Raw genomic sequence first — 14,983 nt, 5'->3', positions numbered from 1 at the left:
AAACGAAGTCTTACAATTGTGTCCAAAGTGAACACATTGCTGAAGATAACGGAACCTAACGGAAGGACACGGGACTTTGAGCTAATTCCCGGCGCGGTCCACACCATTGGGCGTTTCAAAGAAAACAATATTGTGTTGAACGACCGTCGCGTCTCGCGAAAGCACGCTTGGATAGAACCGACCGCAAACGGTTACAAGCTTGTTGATGGCTATATCGAAGATGGTGTTCTTAAGCGAAGTGTCAACCATGTTTTCGTGAATGGCGCTCCGGCCCTTGAGCGGATCTTGCAGGACGGCGACCGCATTGTCATTGGTGAAACAACAATAGTCATTGAGATCGCGCCAGCTCCCGGTGCCTCTTCCCCAGTCGCACAACAAAGTCAGACCTCAATTCCGATCGCTAAGCCCGAGCCTCGTCCCGACCTACGTTCCGTAGTTCAAAACGCACCTACTGTTGTAGATGTTCCGGCCGGAGTCAACTTTGATGACAAACCGCTCGGCCAGACTCAGCTTCGAATATCCGCAAATGAGATCATCGGAAGGCAATCTCATCTTTCGATGGAATCGGAATACGCATCTCCAGAGGAGATAAAGGACCTCCGTCGGAAGGCAAGAATGCTTGAGCTACTTTACGAGATGAGCAGATCGCTCGGGACCGTTTTTGACCTGAAGGAAATATTTGAGAAGGCAACCGATCTCATCTTTCGCGGCACTCCGGCAGACCGCGTTGTCGCACTCCTTGCCGATGAGACGATCGATGGCAGGATATTGGATTACAGTCTCGTTCCGGTCGGAATCAAAACTCGCGATGCGAATGTGGACGCTCTAACGGAAAAGCTGACCATCAGTCGAACGATCACGCAAAAGGTTATGCGTGAGAAGGTTGCACTGCTGTCCCAGGATGCGAAGACTGATGAACAGTTTTTAGGTGCGGAATCAATCGTCGCGCAGGGTGTACGATCTACCATCTGTGCCCCACTGATCACTGAATCTAATGTGCACGGAGTTCTCTATGCAGACCGGCTCGATCCATTTGCGGCTTTTACCCCGGACCATCTGGAACTCATCAGTGCTGTCGCTGCGCAGACTGCGGTCACGGTCGAAACCGTAAAGGCCCATAAACGGCTTGCCCGAGAAGAGGTTGCGCGAGCCAATTACAGCCGGTTTATGCCTGAATATGTAGTTAAACAGCTCCTTGAACATCCGGAATCGTTTAGGCTTGGAGGCATAAATCAATCCATCACCGTCCTTTTTGCCGATATCCGTGGTTTCACAACGCTTTCTGAAAAAGAGAATCCGGAAAAGGTCGTGGCTCTGCTGAATCGTTATTTTTCCCTTATGACAGAGATCATATTTGAGCACGGAGGGACACTTGATAAGTTTATAGGTGACGGATTGATGGCGATATTCGGGGCACCGACCGCATCCCCGGAAGATGCATTGAATGCTGTCAAAGCCGCTGTTACGATGCAAAAGCGACTAATTAAACTGAACGAGGAATTCCGTGCGGAAGGCTATAGCCAGGTCGCGATGGGTATAGGTCTTCACACTGGCGTCGCGACCATCGGATACATCGGTTCTGACAAGCGTTCGGAATATACAGCTATCGGAGATACCGTCAATCTCGCATCCCGCCTTGAATCCAACGCACTCGGCGGACAGATCTTAATAAGCGACGCCACGCTTCAAGCTAGCGGCAACAGGATCCCGGTCATCGCACGCGAGCCGCTCACGGTCAGGAACCGGATCCAGCCGGTCGAAGTCTATGAGATCAAGTGGGCGTAACCACAATTTGCATACCTGAGATTTTTCTTGGCAGCGATATTCTAATCAGAATATAATCGAAATGATCACTTATTTCTTATGTTGAAGATCTCTTCGCTCAAAAAATTGGTCACTGATTCGATGGCTATCGACCTTGGCACCGCAAGCACCATAATTGCAGTCAAGGATCGGGGGATCGTTCTGGACGAACCCTCGCTGGTCGCGATCAACGAACTGAACGAAGAGATCGTTGCATTTGGGCAAGAAGCCGCTGAGATGTCCGGCCGGGAAGGTCGGGATGTAATTGTAAAGGCTCCGCTGATCGGTGGTGTGGTCGCCGATTTCGAGCGAACAAAAAAGATGCTCGCTCATTTCGTCAAGAAAGCTCGCTCTGGCGGCTCTAACATCGCTATCCAAGCCGTTATGAGCATGGTCTCTGATGTCACTCACGTAGAACAAAGAGCCCTGCTGAATGCTGCAGAAGATGCCGGCATCGGAAAAGTTTTTATGATGGAGGAGGGCCTGGCTGCGGCCTTCGGGGCCGGGATACTCCCGACGGATAAACGCGCATCTGCGATCGTTGACATCGGCGCCGGAACTACAAATATCGCGATCATCGCAAAAGGTTCTATAGTTCATTCCACTTCGGAACGATTTGGAAGTAATGAGATAAATGACGTTATCGCGACACATCTACGTCGTCATAGAGGCTTGCAAGTCGGTGAAGAAACCACTGAATTCCTGAAAACCAATTTCGTTTCAACGTATTTGCCGGACGATATTTCCAGAACCATTGAGGTGCGAGGCCGCGACGTCCAAACCGGAAGTCCGGCAGCCGTTGAGATAACAACCGGTGAACTGTATCCGATCGTTGAGGGTATCGTTCGCCGGATCGCACAACTGGTCAAAGATACGCTGACCGAACTCCGTCCGGAGGTCGCAGCGGATATTTATGATCGCGGCGTCATTCTCGCAGGCGGAGGTGCGATGCTGGATGGGAGACATTGCGGCCGAATTCTTCAGATGGGAATTTGCGACCGCGGTGGCGGGAGCCGTGATGGGGATAAACCCGTTCGATCAACCCGATGTCGAATCTGCAAAGATCGAAGCCCGAAAGATAACTGAGGAATATGAAAAGACCGGCAAGCTGCCGCCTGAACAGCCGTTCTTCGAAGCCGATGGCTTTGCACTGTTTTCTTCCGAGGCTTATTCGAAACATCTTTTGGAGATGGTGGATGAACCGTCGATAACCGAGATCTTATCGGCTCACTTTGCCAATATCGATGACGGCGATTACTTTGCGATCCTAGCGTATGTTGAGATGAACGAGAGCAACGAAAAGATACTCCAAAAAATACGTACTAATGTTCTGGGAAAGAGGTTGGCAGCAACCTGCCTTGGATTTGGACCTCGATTCCTGCATTCGACCGGGCAGGCCTACAAAGGAGGAGCAAACAATGGAGTATTTACGCAGATAACGGCTGATGATGAGATCGATTTGCCGGTACCTGGGCAAGGTTTTACTTTCGGGGTGGTGAAGGCGGCACAGGCAAGGGGTGACTTTCAGGTTTTGCTCGACCGTGGTCGTCGGGCATTGCGGGTACACTGCAGCTCGGTAACCGGGATCGGTAGATTGGCTGAGTTATTAACGAGTTGATCACTCAATGACCCTAAATGCTATATCCGAAACATCCTCAACTGCATCGATCTGAACCGTTGCGGGATAGACCTGTCTCTTCCCGCCATTTACAGACAAAATATAGCTGCGTCCCGCGGCAACTTCGTCGATAGCGAAAAAGCCAAACGAATTTGTCCGAGCTTGCCGAACGTTCCCTTCAGAGTCCGTCAGGGTCAACGAGATATTGCCAATCCCAGTACCTAATTTCGTTGCAACACGTCCGGAAATTGTTATGTTCGCGGAAGTCGGAGCTGCCGGACTTATACCACTGACGACCAGTGCGAAATCGGCATCGACAACGCCCGGCGTTTCCGGACGAGCGTCTTGGTTTATTGCAGATCCGATCACCTCTACGGTCCAAGTTCCAGACGCAGGAGATTGGATGAACACATTTTCGACCGTATCAACCGTATTGGCAGATCCGCCCGCGGTTGACCACATTCCAGTACCGTTAAGACCTACATTTCCCCAATAGACCGTTCCTCCGGGTGAGGTAACACGGAGCGTAATGTCATTTATACGCGCCTGTGAGGCGCCAGGACTTCCCATTGGGTCTGTATAAACTAGAGTTGCTTTTAACGGATCTGCTGATCCTGTAGGCACATTAACAAAATAGGTTCGCGTTTGTAGATTGGTGAGCACATCCGTTTCATTAACGATCCGCATCTTGTTACGCAGATCATAAAGATTCTGGACATTTGCTCGGCCAAATCCTTGCCTTGCTCGCGTAATATCCGTTCCTGATATCGTCATATCCCACTGGATGGCAGTGTTGATCATCATGGCCTTTGCGGTGCTCATTTTCGGACGGCTCGCAAAGACAGAGGTGCTGACCGGGTTTCCAAAAATACCGTTGTGCCACATTTGGAAAAAGATGCCGAAATGCCCGGCCGTGATCGGTGTTGCAGCGCTTGTTCCACCGAAACCGGTCGTGTACGCAGAGTCACTCGAATTATGCGTAGTAAAAATAGAATCGTAGAAATGAGCCAGATCCGGCTTCAAACGACCATCAGCAGCGGGCCCGGTGCTTGCACCACTCTGCCACCTGTCGTCCTGAAAATCTGCTGTGTTGTAATGCCGAATGCCTCCAATCGAGACCGCATTCTTTGCCCATGCCTGCGGCCGGGAATTCTGATTTCCGGCGTTGCTTTGCGATTGGAGGAGAATGATGTCGTTGATGAAGAGAATGTCGTCGATCTCAGCCGATATGGTCGTGTAGTTCGTGGTGAGGGCGCTGCCCCAACTATTGGATTGGAATACAGCGTTATAGGGCGGATTAACTAAGCGTGCAGTATGAGCGTAGCGTCCACTGCCTAGAAAATCGTAGTCTGCAAATATTCCTTGTGCCTCCGGCAACATCCCGCGCCCAGCCGGATTGGACGTGCCCCTTGCAAACACTATTCCGTATGTTGATGTGCCATGATTGGATCCCTCGTTCGTATTTGACGAGTTATGTATGATCGGCGAGAGCCCGGAGTTAAAATCACTGTGGGTCTGTCGCAAACCGTTGTCCATTATTTCAGCGCGAACACCTTCACCCCGAAAACCGGCCGTGCTTTCAACAAAGTTCGCTCCACCGGTTGACCGAACAACATCCATATCATTCTCCGGTGGGGACCATTCATCAACAAAAAGAACATCTTCCGAGCGGATAACATTTAGTAGTTGTAAATCAGTTAGCTGAGCCTCCAGTCTGAAGCCTTGTTCCTCATAAGGGTAAACAGTACCGCCTATCGATACGATGTCGCCGGCCAACTTATCCTTCATCGAGGAGCCTCTTTCCAACACCATTATGTTGTAACGGCGCTCGTTAAGCTGACCCGCCGCTAGAACATCGGAAATCGCTGGATCCAGCTTGAATGCGGGATGATAGGGTTCGAGCCAACGCACGAAAGGAAGACTACGAACAGCCGCGGCCATGGAACTATCAAGATGTATTATGTAGGCATTTTCAGGGAGATAAGTGAAAATACGTCCCCCAAATTTCTGAATTGCAAAACGAAACTCTTCAAGCGGCTGCGAAACAAATTGAACTATGTATGCCTGCTTGCCTGCGTATTCTTTGGAGGTTAGCTCCCCGGAAATAATTGGCCTCTCAACGACCGGATCAAATTCGGCGAAGCGAAGTCTTAAAAGTGTCTCGGAGTCACTTACCTTAGAAAAATGTTCACCGTCGAGACTGATAGCATAAAACTCTCTGGGAGGGCCGGATGGGCGAAACTCAGACCATGTAAAGACCTGAGTTTTCGACTGCGGAAATGAGATCTTCTTCCCCGATCCAACAAAGTACCTAGCATGTTCTAGATCCCTGATGGTTCTCAAGCCCAAGCTGCGCAATTCATCATTGTGAAAAATTGGCTCAGGGATGCCGCTACTAGCACCGGTGTGTTGGTTAGACAGAAACAGACCACCTATGAACAGAACTAGCAGGACAACTACTACTACTATTCGGCCGAAAAGGATCATTTAGCCCACTCCATTTCAAAAGAATCGATCCGGCGTGAGAGACCAATTGAGAACTTATATGATGAATATCATTTAGAATCCGAAATCTCGACGTCCGCCGCATCAACAAGATAGGGAGTAATTGACGATCTATCAATATCTTCTTCGAGTACTTTGGCTATGACCGGCAACGAGAGTGATCGTGTTTTTCCGATGCCGGGAACTTCCTTGCCCTTTGCATAGACGGCGTGGCGGCCGTGCTCTTTGTACCATTCGGAAAGCGAAGCGGTCTTGTGCATTTCTTCTATGATCTGCCGCCAGCCAACGCCTGTGTTGTATGCACAAAAGCTGATCTCGCCTTCCTGCGTACCATACGGAATGACGCACATTTCCGTTCTTCGGAAATCATAGGTGAATAGGTCCTGAAACCACATTCCCTCTACACACAGCACCCGCCAAACGTCGTCTTCCGCCTTTTCGACCTTCATACGGTCGTTGCGGTCGCTGTTCGAAGTGGTTGACGAAGGCTTGAAAAGATTGATGATCTGCGAGATGGGGAAGCCTTCCGGTGCACGCGAAGCATCGTAGTTCCGCATGATCGCCATCGCAAGCTGGGCCATGGTCAGCTTTTTACCGCGTGCTGTATCGGTGATCTTTGCGACGTCCTTCATGAACTGCTCGTAGTTGAAGAACTCGAATAGCGAACGCATCTCGTTCGTCTTCTTGTTGACGACCATCAGCGTAAAGATGCCGCAATTGGGGTGGCAATTACACGACGACCAGCCCCAAGGAGCGTCGGCTCCCTGCAGCATATCCATCACAGATGTGAATGCAGAATACGACGATAGCGGAAACCAATCGCGCATCGGCTCTAGAACGCCGCCGAGCTGATCCTTCAGGTCGTGCGTCATTCCCGCAAGCGTATATCGCTGCTGCATCCGGTCCTTGTCTGAAACGTCCTCATCACGGCCCGTGAACGAGACCGGTTGGAATGCGATGGTCTGGACCTTGTCGATATTCTGAGCCGCGAATTTGACGATCGAGCCGATGCCCTGATTATTCCAGGAATTCACGATCGTCGTAACAAGGGTGACCTTGATGCCGACCTCGGCCAGGTTTTCGATAGCTTTCAGTTTGACATCGAACAGATTACCGACGCCGCGATGCTTGTTGTCCTCTTCGTTCGTTCCGTCAAACTGCAGATAGACTCCATGCTGGCCGGCCTCTTTCGCGGCTTTGCAGAACTCGGGGTCTTCGGCATAACGAATGCCGTTCGTCGCAGCGAGAATGCGGTAGAAACCGATCTTTTTCGCGTATGCGACAGCATCGAGAAAGAACGGCGATAGCGTCGGCTCACCGCCGGAGAACAAAATGATTATTTGGCGACGCGGCTTGAAAGAAACTGCCCGGTCGAGGATCGCCTTGATGTCCTCGAACGTAGGTTCATGAACGTAGCCGACCTGATTCGCGTCCATGAAGCACGGATTGCACATCATGTTGCAGCGGTTCGTCAGATCGACCGTCAAAACAGCACCGCGTCCGAATTTGATATCCGAGGTGCCGTGATGATGGACGTGCTCGTCTTCGGCAGATCTGAAATCACGCCCGAAAAAGAGGTTCTCGATCCTTTCCAAGAACCGCGCGTCGGTCGCAAGAACATCCTCATAAACGCCATGCGTCGGGCACTCTTTTCGCATTATCACTTGCCCGTTCTCCTCGACGATCTGCGCCTTTATCTCACCCGGATGCGAGTTCATCAGGATATCCAGAGGAATATCGCCCGCGATCACGCCGTTGCGGACCTGCTTGACGCAGGCAGGACAGAGCGAATCAGTTTCGCGCGGAAAACCGAGCGGCGGCGAAGTTCGTTCGTACGATTTCAGCAGTGGCTCTGCGGCCCATTTCGGCTGGATCGACTTGCCCTCAGGCAACGCGGTATTCACCGCCTGAAAAGCCTTCCAGCCAATGTCGGCAAGTTTTGACACGGCCTTCGAGCCGGCCATGCCCTTCGTCTTACCTTCGCCTCGTCTGAAATTATCGCTGAACATAAGTTTTTGTCCTTATATGGTATGTCTCTATGTTATTACTGTAGATGACACGCCATAAATGCCTAATCATATCAGATTTGATATTTTAACCTGAACTCTAGATCTTGAGAACATAAATACTAAGGTAACAATTCAAGAAGGGAAGCTCCTCCCCCCAGCAAAATGCCTTCTGAAAAACTCCTACCTTAATATCCTTTGATATAGCAGAATCTTCCGAACTTACGGCATTCAAGCTCGTTGAATTGTTGTATTAATGATCAGATTATGAGAGCAGAAAGGGAGTCGGCCACACTATAAAAACAGATGCTAACTACATATCATTATGGCAACAAAATGGCTTGGATAGCCAAAGATCTGAACACCAATAAATACTGGAGCCGGTGAAGGGACTTGAACCCCCGACCTGATGATTACAAATCAACTGCTCTACCAACTGAGCTACACCGGCTAACGGAAGGAATACGGTATTGCGGCAAACCGAAATGGTAACAAATCGTAAAAGAGCAAATCAAGCGATGGCTGTAAGGATCTGGGCAGAGCCGCCAAAAAATGGCGAGGTATAACGGAAAGTGTTAGCATATTCGCCTTTAACGTTTAATTGTAGTGTAGGAAAGCATTACGTTATTTACTTCATAAATATCAAATAGAAAAGGCGATCGTGTAATTTACCGGATAAGGTGCGGGCTGGCCAAAAGGTCATCGCTAAATAGTTTAAGCTCTCTTGACGTCGACATTTACTAATACCTGAAGAGGTCGGAAACAACAAGCTCTGGTGTTAAACATTTTAAAATAATCATTGACGATTGTTTTACATCGCGATAACATTAAGAAGAATGCCGTTCGCGGCAGTTTCTTCACATTCCCGCCAGATCAATAGGGAATTTCGACCCCAAAAAGACTTGCAAAGTTTTAGAACAGGAGATTACCGTGAAACCTAGCGATTTTAGCGACCAACCCTTTCTGATCCGGGCAAGAAATCAGCAGCGTTGCAGTAGGGGTGATGGTAGAGCTGGCAGTATGCATAGGCCATGAAAGAAGAAGAGTATATGAGACAAGAAGAAATATCTGTTGGGTATACCTCTAATCTCAGATAATTTCGCTCAATCTTAGAGCAAATTCGGATTTAGTCAACAAGTCGTATTGATTGTTCAACCCTGACCATTCCAGATGGCTGAACTAAAAATTTCACCTTTAAAGGATTGTTGTAATTGCGATCATCCAACCACGTTCAATCAATTTAACACTGGTACTCATTAGTTCCGCTAAAATTATGATTTAGAAAAACAATAGAAACTTGTGCGACTCTCCAACCATATAAGTACTTTTCAGATCAATAATTCAAGTCAGATTTTTATCTGAACACAAATTAATTGAATTTGGCCATTCTCATTCCTTATCACCTTTTTTGGCATTACGACTATGGGTATTAGCGAAAAACTAGTGCAGCAGCAATTCCTTTCAGCAGGTGATTTGACACTGCAATACTTTGTGGATCGCAAAGAACTAATTAAGCTGTTTATTGAATATATACATAATTCTTCACTTCAGAAAATTCTTTTTTTTCACGGTGATGGTGGCAACGGTAAATCGTTGCTACTGAAATTTCTACTTCAACATGGATGCAAATACTTTCCGGAAAATCAGCAAATGTTACAAATGAGAACTGCTACGGAAGCCGTTGCTCATCTTCAAGCAGCGGATAGTTGGGATTTTAGCCCAGTGCCTGCTGTATTACATGATTTTGGTCAGCAACCTATTGGAGATGAGCGTCCTCAAGATCCCTTCTACGGATTACTAATGATACACCGAAACTTAATGCATACTAGCCGAAAGCAGGGTTACAAACTCTACTTTCCGCTTTATGAATTCGGTTGCATTTGCTACTTAAAGTATAAAGGGAGACTGGCGACCGACCAACTTGGCAAACTTTTTTTTCCTTCTGAAGAATTATTTCTAGCAGGTGGCATTGCCAGTATCTTCAGAACTGCATTTGAGGATAATTTAGCCAAGACTGCAATGGCTTCAGCCATACCCTATGGGCCTATCGCAATTACCCTTGTAGCTCAAGTTTTGAGCTTGTTTAGAAAACACAAAAGTGGAGATTTAATGGTCGGCTACTTGCAAAAACGTGGAGGCAAAGATAAAGATTTGCAACAAGACCTGGAGTACATTCTACGGCTAAACCCCGACACAGAATTGATTAATGTGTTGCCCAGTCTATTTGCTGAAGATCTAAATGTATCTATGCAGAAGTCTGATGCGCCCCCTCGTGTTGTTCTAATGTTCGATACGCATGAAGCTTTTTGGGGTGATTCGCGCAATCAGGGTGACGCTCGCTTCTTTAAGCAGGATGAGTGGCTCCGGCGATTGATAGATGAACTCGACTTGTCCACTAGGATCAGGGTAGTGGTATGTGGCAGAGAGAAACCTCGCTGGGCGGATGCCTCTCATTATCCAATCTTTGAGAAATTAGCGATTTATTCGGTTGAGCATCTTGAGAAATCGGATGCCCACGACTACCTACGAAAAGTTGGAATTGAGAATGATCAGCTTTGCAAGCATTTGATTACCTATGCTAGTGGTTCTAGAAATGAACAAGAAAAAGCACAGGTACATCCTTTGTATCTTGGCTTGTGTGCAGATATCATTTTGGCAGCTCGAAATAAGGGACTATCTTTAAGTGTAGATGACTTCTCGAGCCTACCTCAAACAGCTCAAAAGGACAAACTGATGATAGAGCATCTGCTGAAGTACGTGGATGAAGACATCCGAGATGCGGTTGATGCCCTTAGTGCCTGTCGGTCATTCGATCAAGCAATTTATAGCAAACTTGGCAAAGCGCTTGACTTTAACACTACAAATGCTTCGTTCCGCCATCTAACTCGCTTTTCTTTTATTTGGGAGAATAAGCAACAAGGTCAGGGATGGTATTCTATTCATCCGCTGATCCGCCGTCTCAATCTTAAAACTGGCCACGAAATTATTAAGAACGCTCATATGGTTCTAGAACAGCATTATCGAGAGCAAGGAGAAATTTCAGAAGCGATTTATCACGCCATCTGTCAAGATTTTCAGCGGGGTGTGAAGGAATGGCTTGAGGTATTCAAAGCTGCAAAACAAGCACAACCAATGAGGATTGAACTATGTCGAACTTTGCTGGCGATCAGGAAGGAACTGAATTTTTGATTGGTCAAATTGCACAGACGGTGGGTGATTACTATGTACAACTAGAGCAATATGAAGAAGCCTGTGAAGAATATCAGGACGCACTCGCTAGCTATGGTCAAGTATTACCTAGCTCTGCTGACTTCTCTGCTGCTGAACAAAATCGGGCAATCGTAAATCGCACACTAGATTCGCTTCAGTCAAAATTAACGCCAACTTCTGCTCCGCAACATTTAGTGAAGCTAGTACAGTGGTTACAGCATCACTTTGATCAGGCGATTGAAGCAGGTTGGCAAGCAATTGATACGCTGCTAGCACCAGAGCAAGAGCAGCTAGCCTTTAGCCTCAGAAGCTCAATGCAATTTAGAGAAGGAACCAAACGAGCAAAGTTGGTTGAGATTGACAAGACAACGGTTGTACTCTTAATTGCTTTGACGCCAGAAGTAAATCAGGAGGTGCAAGTATTAGTTCAGGTTCATCCTCATCAAGGAGAAATCTTAGTCCCAGGCGGTCTTGAATTAGTGCTGTCATCCGTGGATGGAGAGGTGCTACAAACCGTTCAAGCTAGAACTCAAGATAATTTTATTCAATTAAAACGCTTTACCTGTCCTATCGGAGAACAGTTCTCGCTCCAGTTAGGCCGTGATGACGACAATTATACAGAACAGTTTGAAATTTAAGGTATGTCGGTCATGAGTAAGTTGGTAGTGATTAGTTTAGGACAGCGAGATATTAAAACGGGGTTTCCCTACGTTACCGCACAGGTTTGGTCAAATAGCGGTCTTCCATCTGTCAAATTTACAGGCAAGTTGCCCATTGATCAAGAGATTTTTCATCTCTATAGACGCTGGCAAGGACTTTATACGGCTGCTTACCAACGATTAGGATTACGTCGAGCAGCCATTCGGATAGAAGAAAATGATTTAACAAACTTTTCAGAAGTTGAATTTAATCAAATTTGCCAGGAGTTGCAGCAGCGGATCAATGTATGGCTCAATTCAGAAAATTTTCGTTCTATCGAGCGACACTTGAGATCGCAGCTCAATGTAGCGGATGAGGTTCAAGTGGTAATTGAAGTTGATGATGATTTAGGGCAGCGAATTCCTTGGCAGTTATGGGATTTCTTTAGAGACTACCGGAATGCAGAAATTGCGCTGAGTCCATCCGACTACCAGTATGTAGAATCATCGAAACCAAGAAGAAAAAAAATTCGGATCTTGGCGATTTTAGGCGATGCAGCGGGAATTGATATTCAAACTGATCGAGAAATTCTAGAAGCACTGCCGAAAGCTGAAACTGTGTTTTTGGTTAAACCTCAAAGGCGAGAGTTAGATCGGTGGCTATGGGATGAGCGAGGTTGGGACATCCTATTTTTCGCAGGACATAGCCAGACAGAAGCAGAAACGGGTCGAATGTATATCAACTCGACTGAAAGTTTGACTATTCCTCAACTCAGCTATGCATTGACTAAAGCGATTGAACGAGGGTTACAGTTGGCAATTTTTAACTCCTGTGATGGGCTAGGATTAGCGCGTCAGCTTGCCCACCTGCACATTCCTCAAATGATTGTGATGCGAGAACCCGTTCCTGATCGGATTGCTCAAGAATTTTTGAAGAACTTTCTGACTATATTTTCTCGCGGTAAATCCCTTTATGCCTCGGTTCGTGAAGCACGAGAACAACTGCAAGGACTAGAGAGTGAATATCCTTGTGCTAGTTGGCTACCAATCATTTTTCAGAATCCGGCCACTGAACCTATGACTTGGATCAAGAAAAAGTCTACCAATCGTCGGATTGGTGTGCTTGCTGCGGCTGTCATGACAATTGCTGCTTTGCTAGCAACTCCAGCAATAATCAACAAAGTTAGAGAATTTAATACTTTTTCGCTTTATAAAGATGCTGAAATCGCTATGAAATATCCGAAGGAATGGCAATTAAGCAGAGGGGGAATGGGACGCGAGAGAGCCAGATTTATTTCCCCTGAAGAGTACGAGTCAGATTTTCTAGAGCAGGTTTCCCTCACCATTGAGTTGCTTGAACTGCCAAATATGTCGCTTCAAGCTTATACCGATCAAACAGTTGCACAAATTAGCAAGGGGTTAGCGGATAGTAATGGAGTTAGCATTTATAAAACAACATTAGCGAATCACGAAGCGAGTCGAATCGTTTACACACGGCGAGGTCAACCTGATATAGAGGTATCGCAAATTTGGACCCTAAAAGACAATCAAGCCTATATCATCACCTACACAGCCAAGAAGGAAAAACTCGCTGAGCTTGAACAGGTAATACAGGAAATGATTCGCTCATTCAGAATTGAATGACTGCTGAATTAATCTAAATTAATCTGAACTGATTGAACCTACTGCTGCAACTCCCTGATTTTGTCTTGTGCCAATTGATACTGTTCCATATTATCTTGCTCTTGAAAGAGCCGCGCCGCTTCCTGCAAATCTGCGATGGCTCCGTCCGTTATTCCTAAGGCAGCACGAGATAGCCCTCGACTGTTGTAGACTTCAGCGGCAGCAGGGCTAGTAATTTGTGCCTTAGTTAACTTAATTTCCAACTCATTCCCGCCTTCACGTCTAATCTGTAAAGTGACCTGAGAAATGGCTGGATTGCGAATTTGACTGTTGATTAACTGATTCTGTTCTTCTTGCGTATTGATGCCAAGAGTAGAAACACCATTAACCGCCAAGATTTGCTCACCAACTCGGACGCCTTCCCTCGATGCTGGAGAATTGGCAAAAACTTGGGTAGCCATCAAGCCTCCATCCGGAGAACTGTCAAACTGAACTCCAATACCAGAGAAAACTAGATAGCTCAATGCCTGATCATAATCTGCAATAGCAGCCTCATGTTCGTCCAAACTTCTGCGAACATCACCTCGTGCTTTATAAGCATCAGCATAATCAGGGTAAAGGCTAATTGCTTGGTTAAAATCTTGAATTGCGCTCGGATAATCCTGCTGAAGAGCGTATGCTCTTCCTCGGAAAAAGTAGAGTTGAGCCATGCTAGTAGGAGGAAGTTCAGGAGATAAACGAATCATTTCAGTTAAATCGTTCACTGCCCCTGCATAGTTTTCCTGATTGAAGTAAGCTACAACTCTGTTGCCATAAGAAGAGGTATTTCTAGGCTCTAACTCAATGGCTCTAGTAAAGTCTGCAATAGCTGCGGTTAGATCACCTTGATCTCGATACGCTAATCCTCGTGCGTTGTAGTATTGTGCAGACTCAGGCACACGACGAATTGCTTCGCTGTAATCTTCGATGGCCCCTGCATAGTCTTGCTGTTTGTAACGAGTGTTGGCTCGATTAGAGTAGAGCACAGCATTCTCAGGGGCAAGGCGAATCGCTTCATTATAGTCAGCAATCGCTTTGTCATACTCTTTCTGAGCATCATAGACATTTCCCCGTCCATTATAGGCTAGGGCATCCTCAGTCTGTTCACCAGGAAGGCGCAGGGCTTCGTTGAAGTCAACCATTGCTCCAGCATAGTCTTGCTGCTGATGGCGAACTAGGCCCCGATAGGTGCGGTAAAGATAAGCCTGCTCAGGATCAAGGCGAAGAGCCTCATCTAAATCTGAAATTGCCTCAACATAGTTCTTCCGAAGCGTCCAAGTATCTGCCCGCTTCACATACAATTCTGCATTGTTGGGGTCAAGACGAATTGCTTCGCTGTAATCTTCGATGGCCCCTGCATAGTCTTGCTGTTTGTAACGAGTGTTGGCTCGATTAGAGTAGAACACAGCATCCTCAGGGGCAAGGCGAATCGCTTCATTATAGTCAGCAATTGCTGCATCATAGTTTCCTTGTGCATAATAGACATTTCCTCGCCGATTGTAGATAGAGGCATCTTCAGGATTCAGGCGAATCACTTCGCC

General features: G+C 47.1%; 9 protein-coding genes and 1 tRNA gene. 6 read left to right on the top strand and 4 right to left on the bottom strand.

All coding sequences use genetic code 11. From position 1 onward, the window contains the following. Positions 1 to 18: 18 nt before the first annotated feature. The 3 genes from JVX88_RS09070 to JVX88_RS09060 all read left to right on the top strand — a co-directional run bounded on the left by JVX88_RS09070 (position 19) and on the right by JVX88_RS09060 (position 3,421). Complete coding sequence (locus JVX88_RS09070; protein WP_211627010.1) at positions 19 to 1,785, top strand: adenylate/guanylate cyclase domain-containing protein; 1,767 nt, start codon at positions 19 to 21, stop codon at positions 1,783 to 1,785. A gap of 78 nt (positions 1,786 to 1,863) precedes the next feature. Continuing rightward, a complete protein-coding gene (locus JVX88_RS09065; RefSeq protein ID WP_211627009.1) occupies positions 1,864 to 2,889 on the top strand; it encodes a rod shape-determining protein in 1,026 nt (341 codons plus the stop codon). Further along, positions 2,822 to 3,421 carry a hypothetical protein gene (locus JVX88_RS09060; RefSeq protein ID WP_211627008.1) on the top strand — a complete coding sequence of 200 codons (600 nt, stop codon included), beginning with the start codon at positions 2,822 to 2,824 and terminating at the stop codon, positions 3,419 to 3,421. Before JVX88_RS09065 ends, JVX88_RS09060 begins: the two co-directional genes overlap by 68 nt. On the opposite strand, the gene JVX88_RS09055 is transcribed toward JVX88_RS09060, so the two are convergent. The 3 genes from JVX88_RS09055 to JVX88_RS09045 all read right to left on the bottom strand — a co-directional run bounded on the left by JVX88_RS09055 (position 3,422) and on the right by JVX88_RS09045 (position 8,383). Continuing rightward, positions 3,422 to 5,908: a S8 family serine peptidase gene (locus tag JVX88_RS09055; protein WP_211627007.1), complete on the bottom strand. Its 2,487-nt coding sequence runs from the start codon at positions 5,906 to 5,908 to the stop codon at positions 3,422 to 3,424. 68 nt (positions 5,909 to 5,976) lie between these two features. Then, complete coding sequence (locus JVX88_RS09050) at positions 5,977 to 7,935, bottom strand: radical SAM protein (RefSeq protein ID WP_211627006.1); 1,959 nt, start codon at positions 7,933 to 7,935, stop codon at positions 5,977 to 5,979. 372 nt (positions 7,936 to 8,307) lie between these two features. Continuing rightward, a tRNA-Thr gene (locus JVX88_RS09045) sits at positions 8,308 to 8,383 on the bottom strand. 971 nt (positions 8,384 to 9,354) lie between these two features. Here JVX88_RS09045 and JVX88_RS09040 point away from each other — a divergent pair. Genes JVX88_RS09040 through JVX88_RS09030 form a run of 3 tightly spaced genes read left to right on the top strand, consistent with a single transcriptional unit; the run spans position 9,355 to position 13,424 of the window. Continuing rightward, on the top strand, positions 9,355 to 11,121 hold the full coding sequence (locus JVX88_RS09040) for a hypothetical protein (protein ID WP_211627005.1): 1,767 nt from the start codon (positions 9,355 to 9,357) through the stop codon (positions 11,119 to 11,121). Further along, positions 11,079 to 11,780, top strand: coding sequence for a DUF1822 family protein (locus JVX88_RS09035; RefSeq protein ID WP_211627004.1), 702 nt, complete (start codon positions 11,079 to 11,081; stop codon positions 11,778 to 11,780). Before JVX88_RS09040 ends, JVX88_RS09035 begins: the two co-directional genes overlap by 43 nt. Before the next feature lie 12 nt (positions 11,781 to 11,792). Then, complete coding sequence (locus JVX88_RS09030; protein ID WP_211627003.1) at positions 11,793 to 13,424, top strand: CHAT domain-containing protein; 1,632 nt, start codon at positions 11,793 to 11,795, stop codon at positions 13,422 to 13,424. Between the two features lie 38 nt (positions 13,425 to 13,462). Here the strand turns inward: JVX88_RS09030 and JVX88_RS09025 are convergent, their stop codons facing one another. Continuing rightward, entirely contained in the window at positions 13,463 to 14,977 is a 1,515-nt protein-coding gene (locus JVX88_RS09025; RefSeq protein WP_211627002.1) for a tetratricopeptide repeat protein, read from the bottom strand. Positions 14,978 to 14,983: the final 6 nt, after the last annotated feature.

This window comes from Leptolyngbya sp. 7M (assembly GCF_018128485.1).
This window is presented reverse-complemented; position numbering and strand designations above follow the sequence as displayed.

Coding starts and splice junctions, on each gene's coding strand:
- JVX88_RS09065 (WP_211627009.1), top strand. CDS start 1,864: ATGTTGAAGATCTCTTCGCTCAAAAAATTGGTCACTGATTCGATGGCT.
- JVX88_RS09050 (WP_211627006.1), bottom strand. CDS start 7,935: ATGTTCAGCGATAATTTCAGACGAGGCGAAGGTAAGACGAAGGGCATG.
- JVX88_RS09060 (WP_211627008.1), top strand. CDS start 2,822: ATGGGGATAAACCCGTTCGATCAACCCGATGTCGAATCTGCAAAGATC.
- JVX88_RS09030 (WP_211627003.1), top strand. CDS start 11,793: ATGAGTAAGTTGGTAGTGATTAGTTTAGGACAGCGAGATATTAAAACG.
- JVX88_RS09040 (WP_211627005.1), top strand. CDS start 9,355: ATGGGTATTAGCGAAAAACTAGTGCAGCAGCAATTCCTTTCAGCAGGT.
- JVX88_RS09055 (WP_211627007.1), bottom strand. CDS start 5,908: ATGATCCTTTTCGGCCGAATAGTAGTAGTAGTTGTCCTGCTAGTTCTG.
- JVX88_RS09035 (WP_211627004.1), top strand. CDS start 11,079: ATGTCGAACTTTGCTGGCGATCAGGAAGGAACTGAATTTTTGATTGGT.